The sequence below is a fragment of the Janthinobacterium sp. BJB401 genome, from assembly GCF_013372745.1.
GTDB classification, from domain to species: Bacteria; Pseudomonadota; Gammaproteobacteria; order Burkholderiales; family Burkholderiaceae_D; genus Janthinobacterium; species Janthinobacterium rivuli.
Map to the genome: position 1 here is coordinate 52,099 of NZ_JABXFH010000005.1, position 25,986 is coordinate 78,084.

Consider the following 25,986-nt stretch of genomic DNA (forward strand, 5'->3'; position numbering starts at 1 on the left):
GGCTTATCCGGGGAAGTTTTCAGGGGCCTTGGCGGCCGAGCGGGCCGTTTCCGCCGAGATCGTGCCGCGCCGCACCAGGTCGCTCAAGCACTGGTCCAGGGTCTGCATGCCGACGTTGCTGCCGGTCTGGATGGCCGAATACATTTGCGCCACTTTCGCTTCGCGGATCAGGTTGCGCACGGCCGGCGTGGCCAGCATGATTTCATGCGCGGCCACGCGGCCCGCGCCATCCTTGGTTTTGAGCAAGTTCTGCGAAATGACGGCTTGCAAGGATTCGGACAGCATGGCGCGCACCATTTCCTTTTCCTCGGCGGGGAAGACGTCGATGATGCGGTCGATCGATTTCGCCGCCGACGAGGTATGCAGGGTGCCGAAGACCAGATGGCCCGTTTCGGCCGCCGTCAGCGCAAGGCGGATGGTTTCCAGGTCGCGCAATTCGCCCACTAAAATCACGTCCGGGTCTTCGCGCAAGGCCGAGCGCAGCGCATTGCTGAACGAATGCGTGTGCGAACCGACTTCGCGCTGGTTGATCAGGCATTTTTTTGGTTCATGCACGAATTCGATCGGGTCTTCGATGGTCAGAATATGGTGGTTCAGGCGCTCGTTGACGTGGTTCACCATCGCCGCCAGGGTGGTCGACTTGCCCGAACCCGTCGGACCCGTCACCAGCACCAGGCCGCGCGGGCGCATGGCCAGCTCGCCGAAGATGCGCGGCGCGTTCAGCTCTTCCAGGGTCAGCACTTTTGAGGGAATCGTGCGCAGCACGGCCGAGGCGCCCCGTTCCTGGTTGTAGGCGTTGACGCGGAAGCGGGCCAGGCCGGGAATCTCGAACGAGAAATCGCATTCCAGCGCTTCTTCATACGCCTTGCGCTGGCTGTCGTTCATGATGTCGTAGATCATGCTGTGCACTTCCTTGTGCTCGAGCGGCGCCACGTTCAGGCGGCGCACGTCGCCGTTGACCCGTATCATCGGCGGCAGGCCGGAAGACAGGTGCAGGTCGGAAGCCTTGTTGCTGACGGAGAAAGCGAGTAGTTCGGAAATGTCCATTTATAATCCCTGTGCCTGCATTGATGGGCTGGCGCACTGTGCCGCCGCCCCTATACACTAGAAAATGATTATGTCCACAATCGAACAGAACTTGCAAGCCGTGCGAGACAGTATTGCGCAGGCCGCCGCTGAGGCGCAGCGTGCGCCGGCCGACGTGACCCTGCTGGCCGTGTCGAAAACCTTTGGCGCGGACGCCGTGCTGGACGCCATGCGCGCGGGCCAGACGGCGTTTGGCGAAAATTATCTGCAGGAAGCGCTCGACAAGATCGCCTTTGTAAAAGCGGCCGCACCGCAGCACGTCCCGGCATGGCATTTCATCGGCCCCATCCAGAGCAACAAGACGCGCCCCATCGCCGAACATTTTGACTGGGTGCATACGGTGGAACGGGAAAAGATCGCCGCGCGCCTGTCGGAACAGCGCCCGGCCGGCTTGCCGGACTTGAATATCTGCCTGCAAGTCAATATCAGCGGCGAAGCGAGCAAGAGCGGCGTGACACCTGCCGAACTGCCGGCGCTGGCGCATGCCGTGGCGCAACTGCCCCGTTTGCGCTTGCGCGGCCTGATGGCGATTCCCGAACCGGAAACGGATATCACGCTGCAGCGCGCTGCCTTTGCGCAATTGCGCGTGTTGTACCAACAATTGAAGGCGGACGGCCTGGCGCTCGACACCCTGTCGATGGGCATGTCGGCCGACTTGCGCGCCGCCGTGCTGGAAGGCGCCACCATCGTGCGCGTGGGTAGCGCCATTTTCGGTTCCCGCAACTATTCCTGATAAAGAGAGAACAAGCATGACGACAGAATTGAATATCGCATTCGTAGGCGGCGGCAACATGGCCGCCGCCCTGATCGCCGGCCTGGCGGGCAAATTGACCCTGGGCGGCAACATCCACGTGATCGACCCGCACGCCCCCGCGCTGGAAAAACTGCAGGCGCAATTCGGCGTGACGACGGCCACCTCCGCCAGCGACGCGCTGCGCGCCGTGGACGTGATCGTGCTGGCCGTGAAACCGCAAAGCATGCGCGAGGTGGCGGCGCAGTTGCTGCCTTTCCTCGATGGTGACCGGACGCCATTGATCCTGTCGATCGCGGCCGGCATCCGCGCGCAAGACCTGTCGCGCTGGCTCGGCGATTATCCAGCCATCGTGCGCTGCATGCCGAACACGCCGGCCCTGATCGGCATGGGCATCACGGGCATGGTGGCCAGCGGCGGCGTGAGCGAAGAACAGAAAAAGACGGCGGATGCCATCCTGCGCGCCGTCGGCCAGACCGTCTGGCTCGATGACGAAGCCAAGATCGATCCTGTGACGGCCGTGTCCGGCAGCGGCCCTGCCTACGTGTTTTACTTTATCGAAGCGATGCAGCAGGCGGCGGCCGAGCTGGGCTTGACGCCGGAGCAAGGCACGCAACTGGCGATTGCCACCTTTACGGGCGCGGCGCAGCTGGCGGCGAACTCCAGCGAACCCGTGTCCTTGCTGCGCGAGCGGGTCACGTCAAAGGGCGGCACGACGTATGCGGCACTCACCAGCATGGAAGAGAGCGGCGTAAAGGTGGCCATCGTCAAGGGCATCAAGGCGGCCGCGCAGCGCGGGCGCGAGATGGGGGACGAGCTGGGCAAATAAACGCTACATTACCTTGACGGCTCGGCCGATATACAGGATCGGCCCCGTCGGCCGGCCCGTCGGCGAGCCTGTTTGCGGCTCCAGCGTGATTTCAAACAGTTGATCGGGTTGCAGCGGCGGCAGCTTGTCCAACGTCAACTTGAGGCTCTGGCCCGGCTTGACGAGGCCCAGCGAGACGGGCGCGCCCCAGTCCTTGCCCTTGGTCCAGAATTGCAAGGCTTTTTGCTGCGGCACGGCAGTCGGGCCCAGCGGGATCAGGCTCAGGTCGCGGTTCTTGCCGCCGCGTCCGCCCGCCTGCACGATCCAGCCCGGCGATTTATCCTGCGGCGCCACCAGCACCACCAGATAGCCGGGTCCGCTTGGTGCTTGCAGTTGCACGCTGACCAGCACGGCCAGCACAGCCGTGGCCGCCAGGCCGCCGCCGGCCAGCACTCGCCAGAAGGCCAGGTTGTTCCACCAAGCCTGCCAGCCGCCCGCCTGCCGCACGGCTTGTGGCGTGAACAGGCTGGCGCTGATGCGCGGCCACAGTTGCGCCGAGGGTGTTTCGGGCGGCGCCAGCGTGGTCAAGGGCAGCAAACGCTGTTCCCAGGCATCGATGGCGTCGCGCAAGGCGGCGTCGCGCGGCAAACGCTGTTCCACGTCCGCCCGTTCGGCCCGTTCCAGGGTGCCCAGCACGTATTCGCTGGCCAGCCTGTGCAATTCATCGTCGCTGTCGATCATCCCATGCACTCCCGCAAGGCGGCCAGGCCCCGCTTGACCCAGGCTTTCACCGTGCCCAGCGGCGCTTGCAGCCGCTGCGCGATTTCGCTATGGGAACAGCCATCGACATAGGCGTACAGGATGCTATTGCGTTTGCCTTCATCCAGGTGGCCCAGGCAATCGTGCAGCTTGCCCAGATCCGCCTGGTCGGCATAGGCATCGCCGGCATCATGGCCTTGGCGTTCGTGCAGCAGGGTTTCCACGGTATCCTCGTCGGCCGATACTTCATGGGCGCGGGCGCGCGCCACATCCAGCGCCTGGTGCCGCACCACGACATAGATCCAGCCCTTGCCGCTGCCACGCGTGGCGTCGAAGCTGCCGGCGCGGCGCCAGATATTCAGAAAGGCGTCGTGCAGCACGTCTTCGGCCAGGTCCCGCTGGCGCACGATGCGCAGAGCCACGCCCAGCAGATAGCGGCTTTCCTGCTGGTACAGGCCGTGCAATGCCTGCTGCTCGCCCCTGGCGCAGGCGCGCAGGGCGGCATCGTAATCGTAAGGGGTGGCTAGGGTTGGCAAGGTTGGCGCAATCGTTGGAGTTAACGGTTAGCAAGTTTTCAAGACCGAGTATAGGCCAGAAACCAGCTTGCCAACCGTTGCCTCAATGTTTTACAACACCTAACAAAACCGTTGCGAGCGGAAGGGAGAGGTGGCTAAGACGCGCAACCGTACGAAGGTACGGTGAGCATCGCAGGCCGCCTATCCCGACGCGCAGCAGGTTTTGATAGGTGTTTTTATGCTGCTTTCCAAAAGATGTAGTCGGCCTGGTAAGGCACCCATTGCTTGGCGCCGATGGACTCCATGCCGCAGGGGCTGCTTGGCGCCACGCCGCCGCTGGTGGCCACGCGCTGGATGTAGCTGACGCCCTGCATGGCGCCGCTGCCCGTGGCAGGGTTGGCTTTCACCAGCTGATACGGGATGTTGCCCGCACCGGCCGGCGCCACGGCCACTTGCGTCGCCGTCACTTTCGAGCCGTCCAGGTTGGCCCAGGTGGCAGGCGGGCCGACATACGTGCCGACCTGCATGCCGCTGCGGTCGTTCAAGGCTGCGTCCGGTCCCACGAAGACCCATTCATGGCCCGTCATGTCTTTCTTGGCCTTGCATTCGTAGGCGATCTTGCCCACGCCCACCGTTTGCATGGCGACCTGGTGGCCATCGGGCACTTTGACGGCGTTCGGCAATTGTTCCTGCGAATAGCGCGCGCTCATGGGCGCGCAAGCCGTCAGCAGCAGGGCGGCGCCCAGCAAAGTCAGTGCGGGAACGGTGTGGCGTGGGGCGGTGAAGGCAAGCATGGCGAACTCCTGGTAGTTGGCTCAACCGGCTGGTTGATACCATTACTACGCAGGGGTTTGCCATTTGGATGCAGCCAGGAAAAAATATTTTAGTCCGGCGTGTCTTTCTTGCTGAAACGCTGCGCCAGCGCCAGCACGACGGGCATGGCGGTGGTGGCATGCTTGAGCAGCGCGCCGCTGGCCCGCAACAGCGGCAGGAAACGGCGCGGGCGCACGAGCAGCAAACCCAGCACGCCGCCGCCTATCATCAGGGGAATTTTGAAACGCGTGGCCAGGGTGTGGCGCAGGTTGCCGCCCGTGAGCGGTTCCAGCAACTGGCGCGTCTGCACGCCCAGGGCCAGGCGCTGCAGCGCGCATTCGGCCAGCAGCGCGTCGCGCCGCTGCGCCAGGCTAGCGGCCGTGTGCACATGCGACAACTTGGTGGGATGCGTGGTCATGGCCGCTCCGCTCCCCGGCGGGCCAGCAATTGCAGCTCGTCCAGGTCTTTGTTCAGTTCGGAAAGTGTGAAGGACAGCAGTTTCGGCTTGCTGCGGAAACTGGCGCGCACGCCGAGCAGGGTGGCGATGGCGGCGACGATGAAGACGGCGGCCGTGATGGCGATGGCGGCGATGCGGTGCGTATCCCAGAACAGCACGATGACGAGGAACACGATCAATACGAGGCCGACAAACAGGCACAGCAGTGCCAGCATGGCCAGCGCCAGATAGGACAGGAAGCGCAGCGACTCTTCTTCCATTTCCACGGCCGCCAGGGCCAGACGGGTCTGGACGATGGCGGCGAGGGTCGCTGCGACTTGGGCGACATGGTGCACGATAGCCATATGCTGCCTTTCGCGTCAGGAGACGGCCAAGGCCGTCGGTACTGTCTAGCGGCGTGACGAGGAAAGCAGCAGGCCGAACAGCACGCCCACGACGGCGCCCGCGCCCACGGCTTTCCACGGATTGTCCTGCACGTATTCGTCGGTGGCCTTGGCCGCCTTCTTGGTGCGTTCGAGCAAGTCTTCTTCCAGCTTGATCAAGTCTTTCTTGGCCGTTTCCAGGGTAGCGATGAACTTGTCCTTGACGGCTTTGACATTCTCGCCCGTCTGATCCTTGGCGCCGTCGAGCCAGCCTTCCGCTTCATTGATGACGGTTTTCAGGTCGCCGACCAGTTTGTCGCGGGCCTTGTCGGCGTCGGCGAGGATGCTGTCGCTGCTGGATTTTCCGGTATGTATCGAGCTCATGTATTACCTCATGGAAGTGAAACTGCACAGTGAAATACCAGTGTAGGCAGCTGCGGCCAGGCTGTCTTGCGCCGCCTCAAGGGCTACCGCGGCGCAAGGATGATTGCTTAACGGAAAGCAAAGTCCAGAACCACGCCCGCAAACACCGCCGCTCCTAGCCAGTTATTATGCCGGAATGCCGCAAAACACGGCATACGCTCGCGTGCGCGGATCAAGGTGTAGTGGTAAACGGCGCAGCCGGCCGCCACCACCAGCCCCGCGACGAACCAGTAACGCAAGCCCAGATACCAGCCGCATGCCAGCCACAGCAGCAGGAAAACGGCATAGCAGAACATGACGATGGCCACGTCGTAGCGGCCAAAGGTGATGGCCGACGTCTTGATGCCGATTTTTAAGTCGTCGTCGCGGTCGACCATCGCGTATTCCGTATCGTAGGCCACGGCCCAGAAAACATTGCCGAGCAGCAGCAGCCAGGCGACGACGGGCACGGCATCCGTGATGGCGGCAAAGCCCATGGGAATGCCGAAACCGAAGGCGATGCCCAGATACGCTTGCGGGATGGCAAAGAAACGCTTGAAGTAGGGATAGGTGCCGGCGATGATGACGGCCGCCACGGACAGCTGCTTGGTCAGCGCATTGAGGGGCAGGATCAGGCAAAAGGCCAGTACGGTGAGCACGCCGGCCACGGCCAGCGCTTCCTTGCCGCTGATGCGTCCGCTGGTGATGGGGCGCTCGGCCGTGCGCTTGACGAATTTGTCGATATCCTGGTCGGCGTAGTCATTGATGGCGCAGCCTGCCGAGCGCATCAGGAAAGTGCCAAGAGTAAAGATGAGCAGCAGCCGCCAGTCCGGCACGCCCTGCTGCGCCAGCCACAGCGCGCACAGGGTAGGCCACAGCAGCAATACGGTACCGATAGGCTTGTCCAGCCGTATCAGGCGGAAATACAGCGCCAGCTTGTTCATGGAAGACTCGATCTTGTTGAAGAGAAAGGTCGATTATCGCAAATAGTACGCAAATGTACTATTTGACGCCTGGACGCTAGTCGTCGTCTTCGCAGAGCGGCGTAATTCCCGGCAAGTTGCAGCTGGCGATGGCCGCGCACAAGGCGTCGATGGCGGCCTTGCGCGTAAAACTCTTGCGCCACAGCATGACCACCCGGCGCGATGGCACGGGGGCGGCGAAGGGCCGGTATTCGAGCATGCCGTCGGTGGCGTGCATATTGGCGACGGAGGCGCGCGGCAAGACCGTCAGGCCGATGCCGCTGGCCACCATGTGGCGGATGGTTTCCAGCGAAGAACCTTCGAACGTGCGCTGCATGCCGTTGCCGGGCGAGGAAAAACGCGCCATTTCGGGGCACACTTCCAGCACCTGGTCGCGGAAGCAGTGGCCATTGCCCAGCAGCAGCATGGTTTCCGATTTCAAATCCTGCGCGGCGATTTTGTCGCGCGCCGTCCATGGATGCTGGCGCGGCATGGCGACGACGAACGGTTCGTCATACAGTTCCTGCATCGCCATGCCGTGGTCGGGCAGGGGCAGGGCCATGATGGCCACGTCCAGTTCGCCCTGGCGCAGCAATTCGAGCAGGCGAACCGTGAAGTTTTCCTGCAAGATCAAGGGCATCTGCGGTACCTGGTCTATCATGGCCTTGACCAGCGGCGGCAGCAGGTAGGGGCCGATCGTGTAGATCACGCCCAGGCGCAACGGGCCGGCCAGCGGGTCCTTGTTTTGCTTGGCGAGTTCCTTGATGGCGGCCGTCTGTTCCAGCACGCGCTCGGCTTGCGCGATGATCTGCGCGCCCAGGGGCGTGACGGAGATTTCCGCGCCGCCCCGTTCGAACAGGACGACGCCCAATTCGTCTTCGAGTTTCTTGATGGCCACTGACAGGGTGGGCTGGGCAACGAAGCAAGCTTCCGCGGCGTGGCCGAAGTGCTTCGCTCGCGCGACTGCAACGATATATTTCAGTTCAGTCAGTGTCATAGGTTGATTGAAACACAGGAAGTACTTACTTGCAATGAATGAAAGGTGGCGCAAACGTGAAACTGTGGCGCCGATGGCGTATTGTAGCGGATCGCCCCCTATAATGCGGGACCGGGCGGCGAAGGGAGACGGTGATGGAATTGCGGATGCAGGCGCTGGAAGCGGCAATCAATTACTGGCGCGCCAGGCAACCGGCGCGCGGCAATGAATATGCGCTGTCGCCGCCCGTCAGCCGTCTGGCCGGCGTGTATGCGCTGATGATTTACAACAGGCAAGATTGCATCGCCGAAGAGGGCCTGGATCCGGCCGTCCTGGCCTTGATCGACGCCTGGCGCCGCGATGCCGGCGGCATCCAAGGCGATAGCCACGCCTGAGTTCGGCCATAGCGTGACCCTATTTAACCCTACAAGAGATATCCATGCCTGATTTTGAAAACAAACTGTGCGGCCGCGACGAATTGCGCGCCCGCGCCGCGGCCCTGCCGAAACCCGTGGTGGTGACGAACGGCGTGTTCGACATTTTGCACCGCGGCCACGTGACGTACCTGGCGCAGGCGCGCGCGCTGGGCGCTTCGCTGATCGTTGCCGTGAATACCGATGCTTCAGTGAAACGCCTGGGCAAGGGTGATGATCGCCCCCTGAACAACTGCGAAGATCGCATGGCCGTGCTGGCCGCGCTGGAAGCGGTGAGCCTGGTGGTGCCGTTCTCGGAAGACAGCGCCCTGGAAGTGGTGCAGGACATCGAGCCGGAAATCTATGCCAAGGGCGGCGACTACGACATGGCGGCCATTCCCGAAGGCAAGGCCGTGCTCGCGTATGGCGGCCAGGCCGTGGCCATCGATTTCGAGCATGACCGCTCGACCACCAAGCTGTTGACGAAAGTGCGGACGCAGCAAGGCTGAGGACTGTCGTCAATGTTTCCATACAGATAAAAAGACGTTACTATGAGAACTGCCAGGGCTGCGACTTCGTTTCGTCAGCCCCAGCACGTTACACCGTCTGAATGCATTGCTAGTCATAGAAAATAAATGGACCATAAAACTTCTGGGGATTGGCCACTGCCCTCCGGCGCCTGGCACGTGGATGACGAGGGCGCATGGAGCATGCAGCGCAGCGCGGACGGCCAGAACGTCTCGCCCTTGGTGAGCGATGCCGATATCGGCAAGCTGATGCTCGCGCGGCGCCTGCCCGCGGCGGCCGGCGCGCCCGTGCGCCAGTTCCCGCCCGAATTTGCGTTCGACCCCGCTTCGGGCGCGGCCTTGCAAGTGCCGCCCGACACGTCAATTACCCCGCCGTGGGTGCCGCCCTACGGCGCCTATCCCGTCAGCGACGTGCCGCCAACCGGCCCGGCCGGCTTGCGCCAGGCCAGCGTGCCCCTGAAACTGGCCGACCAGCGCGCGCGCGAAGAGCATGCGCAGGCAGATGCCTCGCTGCCCATGCCGCCGCCCGGTGAATACGAATTTTTTTCCGCGCAGTTCGGCACCAGCGCGCCCGCGCTGCTGGCGCTCGACCCGCGCAAGGCCGTCTTGCACGCCTGGCTGCCCGCCTCGAAACGCTGGCTGGCGCTGGATCCCGACTATGGCAGCCTGCTGGCCGAATCGGACCTGGCCCACGGCGCCTGGCGCGCCGAGCTGGTGCCGGAGTTCAATAGCGTGCTGGTCTTGCCGACCAGCCATGGTCTGGCGTGCATCCGTCCTGACGTGCCTTCGCTCACCTATGTGGTCGAGCACGTGGGCGGCGCGCCGTGTGCGGCCGCGCCCGTCTGGTTCCAGAACCGGCTGTGGGCGCCGCTGCGCGACGACGACGGCCGCCTCCGCTTCGTCAATCTTGATGCCGCGCAAAAGCCGGGCAGCGACGTGCTGCTCGACGGCCTGTTTGATCTGGGCAACGTCAGCGCGCCCGTCGCCTACAACCGCATGGCCGTGTGGCCTTGCGCCAACGGCCAGCTGCGCTTGCAACTGCAGCCGGACGGCAACGTGGCCGCGTCATTTACGCCCTGGCCCGAAGGGCTGGTGCCGCACTTCGAATTCGGCAGCCCCTACGTGTCGCGCGACGGCGGCCTGTGGCAGCTGTGCTTCGAGCGCAGCCGCGGCACCTATGTTTACGTGAAACTGGGCGCGCAGTCCGAACGTGCCGACGCGCTGGCGCCGCGCCTGTGTTCGGGCAGCTTCAATTACCGCTTCGCCACCAAGCTGAAAACGGCGCCGTGGGAAGAGCCGGAACATGGCGACGATGGCGGCAAGAACCAGGCCGTCATGCCGCTGCTGGAGTCAAGCGTTGGCAACAGCGTCTTTGGCGTGAAATTTGCCACCAGCGCCGGCCTGTCGAGCGTGCTGCGGTCGAACGAGCGCCTGGCCGCCCAGCTGGTGCAGGACGATGAATTGCGCGAAACCGTGTTTCATACCTTTGCCGTCAGCGAACCGTGGCGCTTGCGCCTGTTTGTCCATGAAGGCACCTTGTGGGCGTATCACCCGCTGCTGTCGCGCATCGATGGCTGGGCCTTGCAGGCATGAAGGCGCGCGTCCTGATCGCGGCCTGCGCCGCTTTACTCAGTGTCAGTGCAGCCGCCGCGCAGGCGGCCGGCATCCAGCAAGCGTTTCTCGTGCAAAACTCGGGCTGGATGGAGCCGTTCTACACGGATGAGCATTCGCAGCTGAAAGCCCTCGTGGGCGCCGTGGCGCAGGCCGCCACGAGCCCGTCCGACAAGGTCTATACGCTGGCCTTCAGCCAGAGCAGCGGCAGCAATGTGTCCCCCGCACTGATCGGGCAGGGACAGGGCGGCGCCGGCGTGGCGGGCCAGCTGGCCAGCCTGGGTCTGGCGCGCAAGAGCGCCGGCGGCGCGCTGGCCGACACTGATTTCCAGGAAGCCGTCACCAAGACCATCACGGGACCGTTCCAGTCCGCCTCCGGCATCGTGTGGATCTTTACCAATAACAAGAACAGCCCCAACAACGACAGCCAGACGGCCGAGCGCAACCGCGACTTTTACCGCTTGCTGCACCTGGAACCGTCGATCACCAAGACGGTGGTGTTTCCCCTGCGCATGCCCGTGCAGGGCAAGCTGTACAGCGCCAAGGGCTTGATGGTGTATGCGCTCGCCTACGGCCAGCCGGCGTCCGAGGCCCTGAACCGCATCCTGGCCGAAGGGCGGCTGTCGCAAGTGCTGACGCGCCCGCCCGCGCGCCTGAAACCGGTGGACCAGGATGCCGTGCGCATTGTGCCCCAGTCCGTCAAGAACAGCGCCAATGTGCATGCCAGCCTGGGCCGCGACGGGCGCACCATCGTGCTCGACGTCGATGCGGCCAAGCTGCTGCCGCAAGTAGTGTTGCAGGCGTCGCTGCAAAACATGTTTTTCCCGTACGTGATCGATAGCGCCAAAGTGCACGCCAGCCTGGCGGGACAGAACGCACCGCTGCACGTTGTGCCAGATCAAATCCGTCAGCTGCAGCCGGGCGCCAGCCAGTCCGTGCAGGTACAGTTTGCCCTGCCGATGGCGCAGATTCCGTCGCCATGGTCGGCGCAGGCGATCGCCGCCATGGGCAAGCAGGTGATGCTGCCGATGCAGGCGCAGGTGGGCCTGTCGGAACAGCGGCTGGCGCTGGCGTCCAGTTTTGGCAAGGATTTGCAGGAACTGTTCCCAGGCGACCCGATATCCGGCATGTTTACGCCGCCCGACAGCGTGCGCGCCTCGCAGGCAACGATACCGCTGCTGGTGCGCATCCAGTATCCGCTGCTGCCCGTGCTGGTGATACTGGGCGGCGTGCTGGCGCTCGTGCTGGGCTTGCTGGCGCTGGGCCTGGTCAGCACGCGTGCCACGCGCTACAAGGTGATGGCCGATGGCGTGCAGCGGCAAGTGCTGTTGAAACCGTTCAAGAGCGCGCAGATCCGCGATGACGATGGCCGCGACATTGGCGAACTCAAACGTGGCCTGGGCCAGCCGGTCGTCGTGCGCGTGGCAGAAGGCCATGCCTTGAGCCTGGCCTGATCACGATTTCCTTTTAAACTATTCAAATCCACCAGAGGCATACCATGGCGCAAGAGACTCCTAAAGACAACACTGGTTTTACCCTGCCGGCCCCGGCGTCCGCGCCGCCAGCGGCGGACGCACCGGCTGCAGGTGCCGCCACCACGGCCACGACCGAACCTGCGCCCGCGCTCGATCCTGCCAGCACGACCGATACCTCGTCGCGCGACACCCTGATCGGTGGCGTGGTGCTGTTGCTGCTGTTCATCGCCTTTTTCTTTGCCAAGAATGCCTACGCGAATGGCCTGGTCGCCAAGCGCGTGCCGCCGAACAAGGCCAATGCCTCGGGCTGGTGGCTGTTCATCTTCCTGGCCAGCCTGGCGACCGGCGTCGTGCTGGCCGCCGTAAACGCGCATAAATTCCTCGCGCCACTGTTCATGGGGCCGCTGGTGCTGGTGGGCCTGGTCGCCCTGTTGCTGACTTTTACTTCCAGCCGCCGTTAAGCACGCCGTAACACGCATCATCGAAGGAATCACCATGGCAGAGAACCTGAACCAAACCATCACCGGCGGCGCCAGCGAGCGCAAGCAGGACAAGATCATCGAACTGCGCCCGACCCTGTTCATCGGCATCGGCGGCACGGGCATGCAGGTGCTGATGCGCGTGCGCCGGCGCGTCCTCAACACCCTGTGGGGCGGCGCGGGCAACCGCACGCGCATCGAGGGCCTGGCCGACTTTCCCATCGCGCAATTCATCCATTTCGATCTCGACAATGGCGCCGTGATCGAAAGCGGCGAGTCGCAGGCGAAGGACTTGCAGTTCGACCAGGTGAAGTTCACGGACGACGACAAGGTGGTCGAATCGTTCGACATGGACAAGTACAGCCGCGATGAAGATTCCCTGGAAAAATATCCGCACATCAAGGAATGGCTGCCGCTGACGCCGCAGCGCATCCGCGAATTGCGTTTCGACATGAGCAGCGGCGCCGGCCAGATCCGCGCCGTGTCGCGCCTGTATTTCTTCGATAAATATGCAAAAATCCGCGACAAGATCCGCTTGAAGCTGAAAGCGTTGAAGGCGGGCCTGTCGCACGAGCGCCAGCTGGCCGAGCTGGGTTTACGCATGGAAACGAACCGTTTCCGCATCGTCATCGTCGGTTCCGTGGCCGGTGGCACGGGGTCCGGCTCCTTCCTCGACATGGGCTTGCTGGCGCGCTGGCTGGCGCGCAGCGAAGTGGGCGCGGCCGACGTCGAGCTGATGCTGTTCTTGCCGACTGGCTACACCAAGGCCAACAAGGACCGGGTCGAGGCCAACGGCTACGCGGCGCTGATGGAGCTGGAATCGGCGATGATGGGCAATAAAGGCTATGTGGGACGCTGGGATGCGTATGACCGCCCGGAACTGACGCGCGAGCCGTACAGCGAGGTTTACCTGATCGATTCGGGCAACCTGGCCCAGCAGCACACCAAGGATGTCAGCGACGTGTACCACATGGTGGCCGACTCGCTGTTCGAGGATTTTGCCTCGGCCGACTTCGCGCGCGCCAAGCGTTCGATCGCCGTCAACCAGGCGCAGCACAAGAATTCGCTGTACAACGCGCCCGTGCCGCAAGACCGCTTCGGCGACATGCGCCTGTATTTCTCGAAGCGCTTTTCTTCGTTCGGCATGGCCGTGCTTGATACGCGCCAGGAAGCGGCGCGCGACGAGCGGGCTCACCGCTGGGCCGGCGCCATGCTGCAAGCGTTCTTTGGCGTGGGCGGCACGGATGCGGGCGCCAACCGGGCCACGGATACGCAGCGCGATAATTTCCTGGCTGCCAATATGTTCCTGAAGGGAACGCCGTTCAGCGATTTCCCCGAGTTTTCCGACAAGAGCATCGAACTGAAGCGTTCCAGCGGCGACTTCATCGATTTCCGCGTCGTCGACGAATTGCTGGAAGACCGCCACGGCCACTTGCTGGCCGGCGTGGAAAACCGCGTCAATACGCGCATCAACGATATCCGCACGGGCTTCGACCGCAGCGAATGGCCGGCGCAGGTGCGCGACGCCATGAAGCACCTGGAACGCGACGCCGTGCGCGACCAGGATTCCACGGCCGACACGACGGAAGACCGCATCAGCAAGCGCCGCCGCGAAGTGCTGGAAGACGTCAAGAAAGTCGTGCGCGACCAGCTGTATGGCTACCTGGATAACAAGGAATTTGGCGGCCTGGAATACGTGTTGTCGCTGGTGGAACAGATCAAGGACCGCATCGAGGCGCCTGGCAGCGGCTTGACGGCGCAGATCGGCAACAATGCCGAGCGCTACCGCGAAATCAAGGAAGCCGTGCGTTCGCGCGAATACGAGCGCCTGCTGAACAACCTGGAACAGACGCGCAGCACCTTCGGCTTCCTCAGCAATGGCGAAAAGCAGGCGGGCGTGGTGATGGATCATTTGCGCACGGAAATGGCGAATGCCCTGAAATTCCATCTGCGCGCCAAGGCGGCGGACGAGTCCGTACTGCTGCTGGGCGAACTGTCGCGCTGGCTGGGCAACCGGGTCGGCGTCGATGCACAAGGCCGCGCGCAGTGGAATGGCCTCGTGGGCGAGCTGCAAACGGGCCGCGAAGGTGTGCTGGCCATGCTGGCGGAACTCAAAACGGCCAATACCATCCTGCAAAAGGACCTGGACAAGGAACACGCAACCCTGATCGTCATTCCCGTCACGGAAAAAGACATTGCGCTGCCATCGGCGGCCACTTTGCGCCAGTGGGCCGATGAAGCGTTCAAGGACATGGGCGGCTCGAAAGCGCTGTTCCCCATGCTGGGCGAACCGGCGCAGCGGGGCTTGATCCTGGCCAAAGTCACGCGCATGGCGGAAAACATGATCGCCACGGCCGGCCTGACCGAAGGCGCGACGAGCACGCCCGACCCCCTGTTCGAAGCGCTGGAACAGATGGACGTGTCCGAACGCCTGGACCGCTTCCGCAAGCTGCTGGCCTGCTCCATGCCGTGGATCGACGCCAATATGGCGGGCGATTTCACGGTCGTGTCGGACCAGTTCAAGTGCGTGATCGGCGTGGCCAACGCGGCCGCCTTCAAAGCCAAGTTCGGCGCCGAGCTCGAATCGTGCATGCCGACCCAGGTGGGCATCACGGTGAACCAGCTGGAAATCGTCGAGACGGGCATTCGCGGGCGCGCCGTCTGCTATTGCGAGCTGGCCGGCGTGCCGATGACGGTGCTGCGCGGCCTGGAAGGCTGGCGCACCAGTTACCGCAAGGAAGGTGACAACGACAAGGCGCCGACCCACACGCATATCGATCCAACGCAATTCACGCACCCGATCGCGCCCAATACGGACGAGATGAAGCGCCTGGCGGAAGATTTTGGTGAGTTCCTGCAAGCGATCATGCTGGGCGTGCTGACGCGCCACACGGGCCGCGTCGTGCCGCCGGGCCAGTACCAGTTTGCCGTCGAGCCGGGTGACTTGCGCCGCATCGGCAATGAACGGGCCATCCGCCAGAACGGCATGCCCGCCTCGTACGAGAAAAATATCGCCCTGCGCATCGAGGAAAAATTGACGGCGCTTGACGCCGTGCAGACGGCCGCCATGGCCGCGCTGGCAAAATACTATGAACGCACCGTGTATGCGCCCAAGCTGGTGGCGCAGGCCGATGGTTCGCAGCTGCCGTACGTCGGTTTTGGCAGCGCCATTTCCGCCGAAGTGGGCGCGCGCCTGCGCGAGTCGGCGCGTCGCAAGGGCATGGCCAGCGATGAGCTCGACCGCACGGTGCAAGCCTTGCTGGGCCGCCTGAAGGAGTGGGCGAACGTCATCGGCGACTCCGACAGCGACGCCTACGACTGGGAAGTGCGCGAGCCGGAAGCGGACGGCCAGCCGCGGTTAAAGTATGCGATCAAGGCAGAAATGCTGGAAGCGGGGCGCCTCGAGCAATTGCTGCGCCCTGCCGGAGCCGGAGCCGCCGCTGCCCCGGCGGCGGCCGTGTTCGGCATGGCGCCGCCACCGCTGGGCGGCATGCCGCCGCCGCTGGTGGAATACCAGTATTTCCTGGGCATCAATGGCCAGCAGCAGGGACCGTTCACGGCCCAGCAGATCGTGCAATACGTGCAGGCGGGGCAGGTCGCACCAGGCACCACCAAGGTGTGGCGCGCCGGCTTGCCGGCCTGGGCCGACCTGGCCCAGTTCCCGGAACTGGCGCCCCTGTTCCTCAGCGCGCCGCCACCGTTGATGCCGCCGCCTCTGTGAACGCTGGAATGACGTTGGAATGAAGGATTAGTTTTGGATATCTGTAACAAATGCAAGACGGGCCTGTGGACCGTTGTCAGCCATTGTCCGTACTGCGGTCACGCGATGGCTGGCGCGGCCCGGCCAGCCGCGGCCGTGCCGCCGCCGCTGCCTGTGCCAGCACCGGTGCCGCCGCCAGTAGCGCCCAAGCCGCCGCCTGTGCCGGTGGCGACTGCGCCTGCGCCGAAAGCGCCACCGAAACCGGCACCGGCATCCGTGCCGCCACCGGCGCCAGCGCCAGCGAAACAGGCCCAGCCGGCCCAGCCGAAAGCCGTGCCCAAGCCCACGCCGGCAGCGCCACCGGCGTCAACCGAACGGTCATCGCCGCCGCGCAAGTGGCTGCGCTGGCTCGGTGGCATTGCCGTGCTGGCCTTGGTGATCGTCTACATGAACGGCAAGCCGGGCGGCAAGAATGAGTCGGCCTGCAACGACGCCATCGACAGCGGCTTGAAACTTGTGGCGGATGGCAGCCTGGACGGCGCCCGCCAGAAGCTGGCGACGGCGAAGAATGTGTGTACGGGCAAGTCCAGCGCCAAGGCCGACGATTTGCAGGCGGCCATCGGCAAGGCCGGCGCCGCGTCCAGCGGTTGCCAGCGCGGCGTGCGTTCCATCGAGCGCGCCATCGACGGCCATCAATTGCAAAGCGCGGCCAAGGGCATCGCCGCGCTCGACGCCGATTGCGCGGGCGCATCGAGCGTCGACTCCTTGCGCAAGCAGCTGGCGCGCCAGCAGGCGGCAGCCGCGTCCGTGCTGGTGGGCGTGCGCCAGGCGCTCGACGGCAAGGATGCGACGGCGGCAAAAAATGGCATCGCCAGGCTGGAAGCGATCGACCGCGAAGCGGTGGAATTGCCTCAGTTGAAGGCCGACGTGCAGGCGCTGTCGGCGCCCGCGACACCCGTTCCAGCCCCGGCCCCCGTGTTGGCGCCGGCACAGCAGGAACCTGCGCCCGCGCACGCGGTCGAACGTTCAGCGGTGGCCGAACGCCGTCCGCTGGAAACGTCGCCCGTCGATAGCGGCGCGGCCATGCGCAACGAGATGGCGCAATCGTTCCTGCGCGATGCCGAGCGCTCTTTGCTGGAAGGCAAGTTCGATGCGGCCAAGACGTATCTGGAAAGCGCGCGCCGCGTCGATCCGGGCAATGCGCGCATCGACAATCTGTCGCGCCGCATCCGCGAGCGCGAACGGCAAGTGCTGCAGACGGAAACAACGATCAATTAGCAATCCTGGGAGTCAATATGCTGAATCACACCACTGTGCGCGCCGCTGCCGCGCTGACCATCGCGGCCATGCTGGGCGGCTGCGCCACGGCACCGATGAGCCCGAACGGCGTGCGCCAGGACGGTTCCTATCCGCAAGGTGGAAGCCAGGCGGCCACGGACGATGACCCGTGCAGCATGGGCGCGACGGCTGCCGCCGGCGCAGCCGTGGGGGCATTGCTGGGCGCGCTGGCGGGCGGCAAGAATGCTGCGCTGAAGGGCGCGGCCATCGGCGGCGGCCTGGCTGCGGCCGGTTGCCTGGCCATCAATGTCAATTCGCGCCAGACCAAGACGGCGGCGCAGGCGGACCGCGACTACATCCGCACGCGCGGCGCGCTGCCGCGCGAACCGCAAGTGGTGTCGTACACGCCGCAGCTGAGCGCGTCGACCGTCAAGCGCGGCCAGCCGTTCAAGGTCAATTCGGTGGTGGAGCTGGTCAACGGCAGCGCGCAAAGCGTCACCGACGTGCGCGAAGAGCTGGTGGTGCTCGACCCGCAAGGCCAGCCATTCAAGTCCGGCTCGAAGGCCTTGGCCAGCAACAACAAGTCGGGCGGGCGCTTTGAAAACTCGTTCCAGCTGACCTTTCCGGAAGGCGTGTCGCAAGGCGTGTATGGCGTCAGGACGAATCTGTACGTCAACGGCAAGCTGGCCGCCACGCGCGACTTGCGCACGCAGCTGGTGATGTTGGATGCGGATACGGGCGTTGACGCGCAGCTGGCGCTGCGCTGATCGCCGTATGCAAACGAGTAGGTCGGATTAGCGGGGTAAAGCCCCGCGTAATCCGACAACACCACTAACGCCAACAATGTTGTCGGATTACGGCCCCTTGGGCCTAATCCGACCTACGCGCCACCGGCGTAGCCATGCTGGCGCCACGCTTCATACACGACGACCGCCACCGTATTCGATAAATTCAAACTGCGGTTGTCCGGGCGCATCGGCAGGCGGATGCGTTGCTCCGCTGGAAAACCGTCGCGCAGGGCCGAGTCCAGGCCTTTCGTTTCCGAGCCGAACACGAATACGTCGCCCGGCAGGAAGGCCACGTCGCCGAACGGGCGCGAGCCGCGCGTCGTCATGGCGAACATGCGGGACGGGTCGGGCTGGGTGTCGGCCAGGAACGCGTCCCAGTTCTTGTGCACCTTCATCTTGGCGTAATCGTGGTAATCGAGGCCGGCGCGCTTCATCTTGGCATCGTCGAGCGGAAAGCCCAGCGGTTCGACCAGATGCAGCTGCGCGCCCGTGTTCGCGCACAGGCGGATGACGTTGCCCGTGTTGGGCGGGATTTCAGGTTCTACCAAAACAACGTGAAACAAAATGCTCTCCTCATATATATAACTAATTCAATGCGGCGGCGTGCGCGCCACCACCAGTATGCTGACCCTGGCCGCGCCTGCGCTCTTGCAGGCGGCCGCCAGCGCGTTGACGGTATGGCCGCTGCTCATCACGTCGTCGACGATGCCCACATGGCACCCTTGCAATAACGGCGCGTGTTCCGGCGCGATGGCGAACGCGTGCGCCAGGTTGGCTTGCCGTTCCTGCGGCGCCACGCCGCTTTGCGCCCGGGTGTCGCGCACGCGCAGCGCCAGGCGGGGCTGTAAAGGGACGTCCAGCAGGCGCGCCAGCGGGCGGGCAATTTCCAGCGCCTGATTAAAACCCCGTTCGGCCAGCCGGGCCGGGCCCAGCGGCACGGGACATAGCAGTTGCGGCGCCTCCCAAGCGGGTTGTTGCTGAATGGCAACATACAGCAGCTCTGCCAACAGGGGCGCCAGCGCCAGGCGCGCGCCGAATTTCAGTTGCAGCAGCAACTGGTCGACGGGCGCCGCATAATCAAACGCCGTGACGGTGGCGTCATACGCAGGCCTGTGGCGCAAACAGCGTCCGCACAGCGTTGCCACATCGTCGAGCGGATTGGCGCACTGGCGGCAGCGGGGGCGCAGTTGTCCGCGTCCTTGCCCCAGATATTGCGCGCGGCAGGGCGGGCACAGCACTTGCGGGCAGCCGATGCTGCACAGCGCGCACTGGGCCGGCAGCACCGTGGCGCCCAGCCACAGCCGCAGCGCCTGCCAGGCGGCCTCAAGGCGAAGTTGGGGGGCCGTCCGCATCGCGATGGCGTCGTTCCATGTACACTGCCGACATTATCTCACCTCACCGGTTTCAACATGCCTGTTCCCGCCAATCCACCCAAAATGAGTGCGCCCATCGATGCGGTGCAAGTACGCGATTTCTTTTCCCGTCCCGCGCGCGTCGCGCCATCGGACTTCCTGCGCCGCGAAGTGTCGGCACGCATGCACGAGCGCCTGGAGCTGGTGAAAATCACGCCGCACCGTGTGCTGGACGCCGGCTGCGGCCCGGGCGCGGATCTGGCGCAGTTGCAAAAGGATTATCCCGCTGCGCAGATTATCGGTCTCGATGCAGCGCAAGCGATGATGCAGGCGGCGCGCGCGCCCGCGTCGAAACTGGCGAGCCTGAACCAGTTCCTCAGCAAACTGCTGCCGGCCAAGGCGGGCGTGGATTTATTGTGCGGCGACCTCGGCGATTTGCCGCTGGCGCAGGGCAGCATCGACCTCGTGTGGTCCAACTTGGCGCTGCACTGGCATGCGCAACCCGACCGCGTGTTTGCCGAATGGCGGCGCGCGCTGCGTCTCGATGGCTTGCTGATGTTTTCCTGTTTCGGTCCCGACACCTTCCGCGAAGTGCGCGACGCCTTTGCCGAGGCCGATTTATATCCGCACGCCTTGCCTTTTGTCGACATGCACGACTTTGGCGACATGCTGGTCGAGACGGGCTTTTCCACGCCCGTGCTGGACATGGAAATCATCACGGTGACCTACGATACGGCGGAAAAACTGCTGGCGGACGTGCGCGCCTTTGGCGGCAACCCGCTGACCACGCGCCGGCGCGGCCTGATGGGCAAGGCGGCCTGGCAGCGTATGCTGGCCGCGCTGGAAAAGACGCGCCGTCCCGACGGCAAGCTGGGCCTGAGTTTCGAGGTGATCTATGGCCACGCCTTCCGTCCAGCGCCGCGCGTGACGCGCAATGGCGAGGCGATCATCCGCTTTGATTTGCCGCGCAAACCCAAATAAAAGCGCAAAGAAACCGACACTTGGTCGCCATCCGCGCGTTAATGTTGCAGCAAGCGTTGCAAAGCGCGCGGCGGCCGGGAGAAGGGCATGCACAAAGCCGATTATTGCTTGATGGATTCAAGTTTACTTGATTATAATCGTTGATTGTTTGTCAGCTTGTTAAGTAGAAAAAACAAGGGCTGCATACAAAATAAAAAAAACAAAGCGAGACGAATTCGAAGTTACTGCATTAGTATAGTAACCATCTTCCACACGAGGCCATTTCGATGTGGGGAAGAAAAACAGGGTTCCAGCATGGTTGTTCGTCAGCGTTTTGGCGTCGGCAGCCAGCATGGAATTCGCTGGTGCTTGACGCACATGGCCGCATTCTGGCCGTGTTGCTTTCATGGAGGAGCGGCAGCGGTCCAGTACGGAGAAGTCCGCAGCCGTTTAAAATATCATTATTTTTTGGGTGGTTGGGGAAAACATGACACATGCAAAGCGACTTCAATCGTTGCTGCTCGGGCTGTCTTTGACAGCGTTTGGCATCGGGCGATGGGCCACGGCGGCACCGGCTGCCGGCACCTATCCCGGCACCGGCGGTCCCGTGCCGTTCGAAATGAATCTGCAACCGCCGGCGACACAGATCGCCCATGAAATCTACGATTTGCACACCCTGATGATGATCATCTGCCTGGTGATCTTCGTGGCCGTGTTCGGCGTCATGTTCTATTCCATCTTCAAGCACCGCAAGTCCCTGGGCCACAAGCCGGCCACTTTCCACGAAAGCACCACCGTCGAGATCGCCTGGACCGTCGTGCCTTTCCTGATCGTCATCGGCATGGCCCTGCCTGCCACGCGCACCGTCGTCGGCATGAAAGATACCTCGAACGCCGACATCACCATCAAGGCCACCGGCATGCAGTGGAAATGGGGCTATGACTACCTGAAAGGCGAGGGCGAAGGCATTTCCTTCCTTTCCAACCTGGCCACGCCGCGCTCGCAAGTGGGCGCGCCAGGCGTGCCGCCGACGGAAAAACGCGGCGAAAACTACCTGATCGAAGTCGACAACGAAGTCGTCGTGCCGGTCAACAAGAAGATCCGCGTGGTGCTGACGGCCAACGACGTCATCCACGCCTGGTCCGTGCCCGCCTTCGGCGTCAAGCAGGATGCGATTCCCGGCTTCGTGCGCGACACCTGGTTCAAGGCTGACCATATCGGCACTTTCCGCGGCAATTGCGCCGAGCTGTGCGGCAAGGAACACGCCTTCATGCCCATCGTCGTCAAGGTCGTGTCAAACGAAGATTACAAGGCCTGGGTTGATGTAAAACAAAAGGAAATGGCGGCATTGGCTGATGATCCAAGCAAGGTGTGGACCATCGATGAATTGAAGGTCAAGGGCGAGAAAGTGTATGCGGCCAACTGCGTGGTCTGCCACCAGGCGACCGGCAAGGGCGTGCCCGGTGCGTTCGCGCCGCTGGACGGCTCGGCCGTGGTGAACGGTCCGAAAGCGGAACAGATCCACGTCTTGCTGAACGGGCAAAAGAGCGGCAAGTATCCCGCTGAAATGCCAGCCTGGAAACAGCTGTCCGACACGGAAATTGCCGCAGTGATCACTTACACGCGCAATACCTGGTCGAACAAGGCCGCAGAGAACATCGTTCAACCAGCCGAAATCGTGGCTGCACGCAAGTAATTAGGAGCCGTATATGAGTACTAGCACGAGCACTAGCACCTTGGATCACGCCGGTCACGATCACGACCATGCCCACGACCACCCGACTGGCTACCGCCGCTGGCTGTTTGCCACCAACCACAAGGATATCGGTACCTTGTACCTGTGGTTCTCGTTCATCATGCTGCTGTCGGGCGGCGTGCTGGCCCTGATGATCCGTACGGAACTGTTTCACCCAGGCTTGCAATTCTTTCACCCGGAATTTTTCAATCAACTGACCACCATGCACGGCCTGGTGATGGTGTTCGGCGCCATCATGCCGGCCTTCGTCGGCTACGCCAACTGGATGATCCCGCTGCAAGTGGGCGCGTCCGACATGGCCTTTGCCCGCATGAACAACTTCTCGTTCTGGCTGCTGCCACCGGCCGCGATCTTGCTGGCCACGTCCTTCCTCGTGCCGGGCGGCGCCACGGCTGCCGGCTGGACCCTGTATGCGCCGCTGTCGACGCAGATGGGCCCTGGCATGGACATGGCGATTTTCGCCATGCACCTGATGGGCGCCTCGTCCATCATGGGCTCGATCAACATCATCGTCACCATCCTGAACATGCGCGCGCCTGGCATGACCCTGATGAAAATGCCGATGTTCTGCTGGACCTGGCTCATTACCGCGTATCTGCTGATCGCCGTCATGCCCGTGCTGGCCGGCGCCATCACCATGACCCTGACGGACCGCCATTTCGGCACCTCCTTCTTTAACGCGGCAGGCGGCGGCGACCCCGTCATGTACCAGCACATCTTCTGGTTCTTCGGCCACCCCGAGGTCTACATCATGATTCTGCCGGCCTTCGGCATCGTCTCCCAGATCCTGCCCGCGTTTGCCCGCAAACCGCTGTTCGGCTATGCGTCGATGGTCTACGCCACGGCTTCCATCGCGATCCTGTCCTTCATCGTCTGGGCGCACCACATGTTTACCACCGGCATGCCGGTGACCAGCCAGCTGTTCTTCATGTACGCGACCATGCTGATCGCCGTGCCGACGGGCGTCAAAGTGTTCAACTGGATCGCCACGATGTGGAAGGGCTCCATGACGTTCGAGACGCCGATGCTGTTCTCGGTCGGCTTCATCTTCGTGTTTACCATGGGCGGTTTCACGGGCCTGATCCTGGCCGTCACGCCGATCGACATCCAGCTGCAGGACACCTATTATGTGGTGGCGCATTTCCACTACGTGCTGGTGGCCGGTTCGCTGTTCGCCCTGTTCGCCGGCTTCTACTACTGGTCGCCGAAATGGACGGGCCACATGTACAACGAGACGCGCGGCAAGATCCACTTCTGGCTGTCGCTGATCACGTTCAACGTGACCTTCTTCCCGATGCACTTCCTGGGCCTGGCCGGCATGCCGCGCCGCTACGCCGACTATCCGGCGCAGTTCACGGATTTTAATATGATCGCTTCGATCGGCGGCTTCGGCTTTGGCCTGATGCAGGTGTACTTCCTGTTCTTCGTGGTCTTGCCGACCATCCGCGGCGGCAAGGCTGCGCCAGCGAAACCATGGGAAGGCGCGGAAGGCCTGGAATGGACCGTGCCGAGCCCGGCGCCTTTCCACACGTTTGAAACGCCGCCGACAGTGAAATAATGGGTATCCCGGGCCGGCGTGTTGCGCGGCCCGTCTTGAATAAAGTGCCTGTCATGACCGAAGTGAAAACTGAGCGTAAAAAACCGAACAACCTGCGTACCGGGCTGATACTGGGGGCCTTGGCGGCCTTCTTCTTCCTGTCCGTGTTCGTCAAGCGCATGTGGCTCTGACGTGACGACGCCCCACCAACAGGAAACACGCGGCCTGAACCGCAAGATGCTGGGCAAGCTGCTCGTCATTGCCGTGCTGATGTTCGGCTTTGGCTATGCCCTGATTCCCGTCTACAAGCAGATTTGCGAAGTGATGGGCATCAACGTGCTGACGCAAAAAGATGGCACGGTAGCTTACGACAACAATACGCAGGTCGACACGACGCGCAGCATCACCGTCGAGTTCGACGGCAATGCGCAGGGGCCATGGCGCTTCCGCCCGACCGTGTCGAGCATGCAGGTGCATCCGGGCGAACTGGTGACCGTCATGTATGAAGTGGTCAACACGCAAAACCGCGTCGTCAACGCGCAAGCCATTCCCAGCTATGCGCCGCAGAGCGCCACGCCGCATTTCAAGAAGGTCGAGTGTTTCTGCTTCAAGCAGCAGACCTTGAAACCGAAGGAGGCGCGGCAGATGCCGGTGGTGTTCTTCCTCGATCCGGCCCTGCCGAAAGAGGTGAAAACCATCACCCTGTCGTACACGTTTTTCGAGATCGCCGGTCTGAGCCAGGCTCAGACGCCGGCCGTCCAATAGGAGAGTGGCATGGGCGAATCCAAGCAGCCTGAAAAAGCGTCGTTCCTGTATTCGCTGCGGGCCGTCGTGTGGTCGTTCACAGGCTTGCGCCGCAAGAGCGATTTCGACACGGATTCGGCCAAGCTCAACCCCGTGCACATCGTCATCGCCGGCTTCCTGGTGGTGGCTTGCCTGATCGGCATCCTGATTTCAATTGTTAAATTCGTCGTTTTATAAATTATAAAAAACCACCCTATAAGTTTTTGAGGAGATGATGATGAGTTCCAACCACGCCGCCGTACCTTATTATTTCGTGCCCGGCCCGTCGCGCTGGCCCATGCTGGGCGGCGCCAGCCTGCTGCTGACCATGATCGGCGCCTCGGCCTGGGTCAACGACGTCTCCTGGGGCCCGTACCTGAACTACATCGGCCTGGCCGGCATCCTGCTGGTGCTGTATTTCTGGTTCGGCGACGCCATCAGCGAATCGGAGCAGGGCCTGTACAGCGAGCGCATCGACCACTCCTTCCGCTGGAGCATGAGCTGGTTCATCTTTTCCGAAGTCATGTTCTTCGCCGCCTTCTTCGGCGCCCTGTTCTATGCGCGCAGCATCTCGATGCCATGGCTGGCCGACCTCGACCACAAGGTGATCTGGCCCGATTTCGCGGCCCACTGGGGCAATACTGGTCCCGCCGGCACGGTGCAGGAATTCACCACCATGACGCCGTTCTGGATTCCGACCATCAATACGGCCTTACTGCTGCTGTCTGGCGTCACGTTGACCATCTCGCACCACGCGCTGCGCGCCGGCCACCGCGGCATGACGGCCCTGTTCCTGTTCGCCACGATCTTGCTGGGCGCCATCTTCATGGGCTTCCAGGTCTACGAGTACATGCACGCCTACAGCGAACTGAACTTGAAATTGACGTCCGGCATTTACGGCGCCACCTTCTTCATGCTGACGGGCTTCCACGGCTTCCACGTGACCCTGGGCGCCATCATGCTGTCCGTCATCCTGTACCGCGTGCTGAAAGGCCACTTTACCCCTGAACACCACTTCGGCTTCGAAGGCGCCGCCTGGTACTGGCACTTTGTCGACGTCGTCTGGCTGGGCCTGTACGTGGTCGTGTATTGGTTATAATGGCGGGGCAGGGCGCGCGCGGTTGATGCGTGCGCCGGCACCATAAAAAAAAGCCGTACCGGGACATCCTGGGTACGGCTTTTTTCTTAGTGTGAAGAATTTGCCAATCAGGCAATGTCGGCCCTTAATGAATGCCCGTCGGCTGGATATAGCCGAGCTTGTGCGCCAGCAGGATCAGCAGGAACAGGGTGATCGACAAGCCCACGCGCAGGGCCAGCGCCTGCACGGTGCGGTTGCTCTTGCCCTTGTCGCGCATGAGGAAGAACAGGGCCGAGCCCAGGCTGCCCAGGATCAGGATGAAGGCAATGGCAACGAGGATTTTCATGGATGGTAGCGC

General features: G+C 63.1%; 29 protein-coding genes. 17 read left to right on the plus strand and 12 right to left on the minus strand.

Annotated elements, in window-relative coordinates; translation table 11 throughout:
- Nucleotides 1-3 precede the first annotated feature (3 nt).
- Nucleotides 4-1,047, minus strand: coding sequence for a type IV pilus twitching motility protein PilT (locus HWE17_RS05385; RefSeq protein ID WP_035824693.1), 1,044 nt, complete (start codon nt 1,045-1,047; stop codon nt 4-6).
- Between the two features lie 70 nt (nt 1,048-1,117).
- Here HWE17_RS05385 and HWE17_RS05390 point away from each other — a divergent pair, with 70 nt between their 5' ends.
- Together HWE17_RS05390 and proC are read left to right on the plus strand one after the other, a co-directional pair.
- Entirely contained in the window at nt 1,118-1,819 is a 702-nt protein-coding gene (locus HWE17_RS05390) for a YggS family pyridoxal phosphate-dependent enzyme (RefSeq protein WP_176388075.1), read from the plus strand.
- A gap of 16 nt (nt 1,820-1,835) precedes the next feature.
- Nucleotides 1,836-2,666 carry a pyrroline-5-carboxylate reductase gene (gene proC, locus HWE17_RS05395; RefSeq protein ID WP_176388076.1) on the plus strand — a complete coding sequence of 277 codons (831 nt, stop codon included), beginning with the start codon at nt 1,836-1,838 and terminating at the stop codon, nt 2,664-2,666.
- Between the two features lie 3 nt (nt 2,667-2,669).
- Here the strand turns inward: proC and HWE17_RS05400 are convergent, their stop codons facing one another.
- The 8 genes from HWE17_RS05400 to HWE17_RS05435 form a co-directional block, all read right to left on the minus strand.
- Nucleotides 2,670-3,386, minus strand: a complete 717-nt coding sequence (locus HWE17_RS05400) for an anti-sigma factor (RefSeq protein WP_176388077.1) — start codon at nt 3,384-3,386, stop codon at nt 2,670-2,672.
- A complete protein-coding gene (locus HWE17_RS05405) occupies nt 3,383-3,940 on the minus strand; it encodes a sigma-70 family RNA polymerase sigma factor (protein ID WP_176388078.1) in 558 nt (185 codons plus the stop codon). Before HWE17_RS05405 ends, HWE17_RS05400 begins: the two co-directional genes overlap by 4 nt.
- 215 nt (nt 3,941-4,155) lie before the next feature.
- Nucleotides 4,156-4,713 (minus strand): DUF3455 domain-containing protein, encoded by a 558-nt coding sequence (locus tag HWE17_RS05410; protein ID WP_035824701.1) that lies wholly within the window; start codon nt 4,711-4,713, stop codon nt 4,156-4,158.
- Nucleotides 4,714-4,802: 89 nt separating this feature from the next.
- On the minus strand, nt 4,803-5,150 hold the full coding sequence (locus HWE17_RS05415) for a hypothetical protein (RefSeq protein WP_035824704.1): 348 nt from the start codon (nt 5,148-5,150) through the stop codon (nt 4,803-4,805).
- Nucleotides 5,147-5,533, minus strand: coding sequence for a phage holin family protein (locus HWE17_RS05420; RefSeq protein ID WP_035824711.1), 387 nt, complete (start codon nt 5,531-5,533; stop codon nt 5,147-5,149). The genes HWE17_RS05415 and HWE17_RS05420 overlap by 4 nt, the downstream gene beginning before the upstream one ends.
- A 45-nt stretch (nt 5,534-5,578) precedes the next feature.
- Nucleotides 5,579-5,935 carry a DUF883 family protein gene (locus tag HWE17_RS05425; RefSeq protein WP_046683402.1) on the minus strand — a complete coding sequence of 119 codons (357 nt, stop codon included), beginning with the start codon at nt 5,933-5,935 and terminating at the stop codon, nt 5,579-5,581.
- Between the two features lie 107 nt (nt 5,936-6,042).
- On the minus strand, nt 6,043-6,897 hold the full coding sequence (ubiA, locus tag HWE17_RS05430; RefSeq protein WP_035824713.1) for a 4-hydroxybenzoate octaprenyltransferase: 855 nt from the start codon (nt 6,895-6,897) through the stop codon (nt 6,043-6,045).
- A 76-nt stretch (nt 6,898-6,973) separates the two neighbouring features.
- A complete protein-coding gene (locus HWE17_RS05435) occupies nt 6,974-7,912 on the minus strand; it encodes a hydrogen peroxide-inducible genes activator (RefSeq protein ID WP_035824715.1) in 939 nt (312 codons plus the stop codon).
- 134 nt (nt 7,913-8,046) lie between these two features.
- Here HWE17_RS05435 and HWE17_RS05440 point away from each other — a divergent pair, with 134 nt between their 5' ends.
- From HWE17_RS05440 to HWE17_RS05475, 8 genes are all read left to right on the plus strand, one after another.
- A complete protein-coding gene (locus tag HWE17_RS05440) occupies nt 8,047-8,286 on the plus strand; it encodes a DUF3717 domain-containing protein (RefSeq protein WP_176388079.1) in 240 nt (79 codons plus the stop codon).
- Nucleotides 8,287-8,330: 44 nt separating this feature from the next.
- Nucleotides 8,331-8,813 carry a D-glycero-beta-D-manno-heptose 1-phosphate adenylyltransferase gene (gene rfaE2, locus HWE17_RS05445; RefSeq protein WP_035824719.1) on the plus strand — a complete coding sequence of 161 codons (483 nt, stop codon included), beginning with the start codon at nt 8,331-8,333 and terminating at the stop codon, nt 8,811-8,813.
- A gap of 126 nt (nt 8,814-8,939) precedes the next feature.
- Nucleotides 8,940-10,424: a hypothetical protein gene (locus HWE17_RS05450; RefSeq protein ID WP_176388080.1), complete on the plus strand. Its 1,485-nt coding sequence runs from the start codon at nt 8,940-8,942 to the stop codon at nt 10,422-10,424.
- Nucleotides 10,421-11,896, plus strand: coding sequence for a hypothetical protein (locus HWE17_RS05455; protein ID WP_176388081.1), 1,476 nt, complete (start codon nt 10,421-10,423; stop codon nt 11,894-11,896). Before HWE17_RS05450 ends, HWE17_RS05455 begins: the two co-directional genes overlap by 4 nt.
- Nucleotides 11,897-11,940: 44 nt before the next feature.
- The gene (locus HWE17_RS05460) at nt 11,941-12,378 is read left to right on the plus strand and encodes a hypothetical protein (RefSeq protein ID WP_176388082.1); all 438 of its coding nucleotides are present in this window, start codon (nt 11,941-11,943) and stop codon (nt 12,376-12,378) included.
- Between the two features lie 34 nt (nt 12,379-12,412).
- Nucleotides 12,413-16,117, plus strand: coding sequence for a tubulin-like doman-containing protein (locus tag HWE17_RS05465; protein ID WP_176388083.1), 3,705 nt, complete (start codon nt 12,413-12,415; stop codon nt 16,115-16,117).
- A 33-nt stretch (nt 16,118-16,150) separates the two neighbouring features.
- Complete coding sequence (locus tag HWE17_RS05470; protein ID WP_176388084.1) at nt 16,151-17,374, plus strand: hypothetical protein; 1,224 nt, start codon at nt 16,151-16,153, stop codon at nt 17,372-17,374.
- Nucleotides 17,375-17,391: 17 nt separating this feature from the next.
- Nucleotides 17,392-18,141: a hypothetical protein gene (locus tag HWE17_RS05475; RefSeq protein WP_176388085.1), complete on the plus strand. Its 750-nt coding sequence runs from the start codon at nt 17,392-17,394 to the stop codon at nt 18,139-18,141.
- A gap of 113 nt (nt 18,142-18,254) precedes the next feature.
- Here the strand turns inward: HWE17_RS05475 and trmL are convergent, their stop codons facing one another.
- Both trmL and HWE17_RS05485 read right to left on the minus strand, forming a co-directional pair.
- A complete protein-coding gene (trmL, locus tag HWE17_RS05480) occupies nt 18,255-18,725 on the minus strand; it encodes a tRNA (uridine(34)/cytosine(34)/5-carboxymethylaminomethyluridine(34)-2'-O)-methyltransferase TrmL (protein ID WP_176388086.1) in 471 nt (156 codons plus the stop codon).
- 27 nt (nt 18,726-18,752) lie between these two features.
- Nucleotides 18,753-19,514 carry a ComF family protein gene (locus HWE17_RS05485; RefSeq protein ID WP_176388087.1) on the minus strand — a complete coding sequence of 254 codons (762 nt, stop codon included), beginning with the start codon at nt 19,512-19,514 and terminating at the stop codon, nt 18,753-18,755.
- Nucleotides 19,515-19,598: 84 nt separating this feature from the next.
- Between HWE17_RS05485 and HWE17_RS05490 the strand changes: the two genes are divergently transcribed.
- From HWE17_RS05490 to HWE17_RS05515, 7 genes are all read left to right on the plus strand, one after another.
- Complete coding sequence (locus tag HWE17_RS05490) at nt 19,599-20,495, plus strand: methyltransferase domain-containing protein (protein ID WP_046683389.1); 897 nt, start codon at nt 19,599-19,601, stop codon at nt 20,493-20,495.
- 466 nt (nt 20,496-20,961) lie between these two features.
- Entirely contained in the window at nt 20,962-22,170 is a 1,209-nt protein-coding gene (gene coxB / locus HWE17_RS05495; protein WP_176388088.1) for a cytochrome c oxidase subunit II, read from the plus strand.
- A gap of 13 nt (nt 22,171-22,183) precedes the next feature.
- A complete protein-coding gene (gene ctaD / locus HWE17_RS05500) occupies nt 22,184-23,788 on the plus strand; it encodes a cytochrome c oxidase subunit I (RefSeq protein ID WP_034784874.1) in 1,605 nt (534 codons plus the stop codon).
- 53 nt (nt 23,789-23,841) lie between these two features.
- Nucleotides 23,842-23,958 (plus strand): cytochrome oxidase small assembly protein, encoded by a 117-nt coding sequence (locus HWE17_RS28500; protein WP_216350353.1) that lies wholly within the window; start codon nt 23,842-23,844, stop codon nt 23,956-23,958.
- Nucleotide 23,959: 1 nt separating this feature from the next.
- The gene (locus HWE17_RS05505) at nt 23,960-24,532 is read left to right on the plus strand and encodes a cytochrome c oxidase assembly protein (protein ID WP_099409817.1); all 573 of its coding nucleotides are present in this window, start codon (nt 23,960-23,962) and stop codon (nt 24,530-24,532) included.
- A 9-nt stretch (nt 24,533-24,541) separates the two neighbouring features.
- On the plus strand, nt 24,542-24,748 hold the full coding sequence (locus tag HWE17_RS05510) for a DUF2970 domain-containing protein (RefSeq protein ID WP_034749002.1): 207 nt from the start codon (nt 24,542-24,544) through the stop codon (nt 24,746-24,748).
- Between the two features lie 40 nt (nt 24,749-24,788).
- A complete protein-coding gene (locus HWE17_RS05515; protein WP_099403386.1) occupies nt 24,789-25,649 on the plus strand; it encodes a cytochrome c oxidase subunit 3 in 861 nt (286 codons plus the stop codon).
- A 124-nt stretch (nt 25,650-25,773) separates the two neighbouring features.
- On the opposite strand, the gene HWE17_RS05520 is transcribed toward HWE17_RS05515, so the two are convergent.
- Complete coding sequence (locus HWE17_RS05520) at nt 25,774-25,974, minus strand: twin transmembrane helix small protein (protein ID WP_034748996.1); 201 nt, start codon at nt 25,972-25,974, stop codon at nt 25,774-25,776.
- Nucleotides 25,975-25,986 lie beyond the last annotated feature (12 nt).

Bases quoted from the DNA above. Each gene is read 5' to 3' on its own strand.
- HWE17_RS05390 (WP_176388075.1), top strand. From the start codon at position 1,118: ATGTCCACAATCGAACAGAACTTGCAAGCCGTGCGAGACAGTATTGCG.
- rfaE2 (WP_035824719.1), top strand. From the start codon at position 8,331: ATGCCTGATTTTGAAAACAAACTGTGCGGCCGCGACGAATTGCGCGCC.
- HWE17_RS05485 (WP_176388087.1), bottom strand. From the start codon at position 19,514: ATGCGGACGGCCCCCCAACTTCGCCTTGAGGCCGCCTGGCAGGCGCTG.
- ctaD (WP_034784874.1), top strand. From the start codon at position 22,184: ATGAGTACTAGCACGAGCACTAGCACCTTGGATCACGCCGGTCACGAT.
- HWE17_RS05460 (WP_176388082.1), top strand. From the start codon at position 11,941: ATGGCGCAAGAGACTCCTAAAGACAACACTGGTTTTACCCTGCCGGCC.
- HWE17_RS05410 (WP_035824701.1), bottom strand. From the start codon at position 4,713: ATGCTTGCCTTCACCGCCCCACGCCACACCGTTCCCGCACTGACTTTG.
- HWE17_RS05440 (WP_176388079.1), top strand. From the start codon at position 8,047: ATGGAATTGCGGATGCAGGCGCTGGAAGCGGCAATCAATTACTGGCGC.
- HWE17_RS05455 (WP_176388081.1), top strand. From the start codon at position 10,421: ATGAAGGCGCGCGTCCTGATCGCGGCCTGCGCCGCTTTACTCAGTGTC.
- HWE17_RS05475 (WP_176388085.1), top strand. From the start codon at position 17,392: ATGCTGAATCACACCACTGTGCGCGCCGCTGCCGCGCTGACCATCGCG.
- HWE17_RS05415 (WP_035824704.1), bottom strand. From the start codon at position 5,150: ATGACCACGCATCCCACCAAGTTGTCGCATGTGCACACGGCCGCTAGC.
- proC (WP_176388076.1), top strand. From the start codon at position 1,836: ATGACGACAGAATTGAATATCGCATTCGTAGGCGGCGGCAACATGGCC.
- HWE17_RS05465 (WP_176388083.1), top strand. From the start codon at position 12,413: ATGGCAGAGAACCTGAACCAAACCATCACCGGCGGCGCCAGCGAGCGC.
- HWE17_RS05435 (WP_035824715.1), bottom strand. From the start codon at position 7,912: ATGACACTGACTGAACTGAAATATATCGTTGCAGTCGCGCGAGCGAAG.
- coxB (WP_176388088.1), top strand. From the start codon at position 20,962: ATGACACATGCAAAGCGACTTCAATCGTTGCTGCTCGGGCTGTCTTTG.
- HWE17_RS05450 (WP_176388080.1), top strand. From the start codon at position 8,940: ATGGACCATAAAACTTCTGGGGATTGGCCACTGCCCTCCGGCGCCTGG.
- HWE17_RS28500 (WP_216350353.1), top strand. From the start codon at position 23,842: ATGACCGAAGTGAAAACTGAGCGTAAAAAACCGAACAACCTGCGTACC.
- HWE17_RS05520 (WP_034748996.1), bottom strand. From the start codon at position 25,974: ATGAAAATCCTCGTTGCCATTGCCTTCATCCTGATCCTGGGCAGCCTG.
- HWE17_RS05510 (WP_034749002.1), top strand. From the start codon at position 24,542: ATGGGCGAATCCAAGCAGCCTGAAAAAGCGTCGTTCCTGTATTCGCTG.
- ubiA (WP_035824713.1), bottom strand. From the start codon at position 6,897: ATGAACAAGCTGGCGCTGTATTTCCGCCTGATACGGCTGGACAAGCCT.
- HWE17_RS05420 (WP_035824711.1), bottom strand. From the start codon at position 5,533: ATGGCTATCGTGCACCATGTCGCCCAAGTCGCAGCGACCCTCGCCGCC.
- HWE17_RS05425 (WP_046683402.1), bottom strand. From the start codon at position 5,935: ATGAGCTCGATACATACCGGAAAATCCAGCAGCGACAGCATCCTCGCC.
- HWE17_RS05385 (WP_035824693.1), bottom strand. From the start codon at position 1,047: ATGGACATTTCCGAACTACTCGCTTTCTCCGTCAGCAACAAGGCTTCC.
- HWE17_RS05515 (WP_099403386.1), top strand. From the start codon at position 24,789: ATGAGTTCCAACCACGCCGCCGTACCTTATTATTTCGTGCCCGGCCCG.
- HWE17_RS05400 (WP_176388077.1), bottom strand. From the start codon at position 3,386: ATGATCGACAGCGACGATGAATTGCACAGGCTGGCCAGCGAATACGTG.
- HWE17_RS05490 (WP_046683389.1), top strand. From the start codon at position 19,599: ATGAGTGCGCCCATCGATGCGGTGCAAGTACGCGATTTCTTTTCCCGT.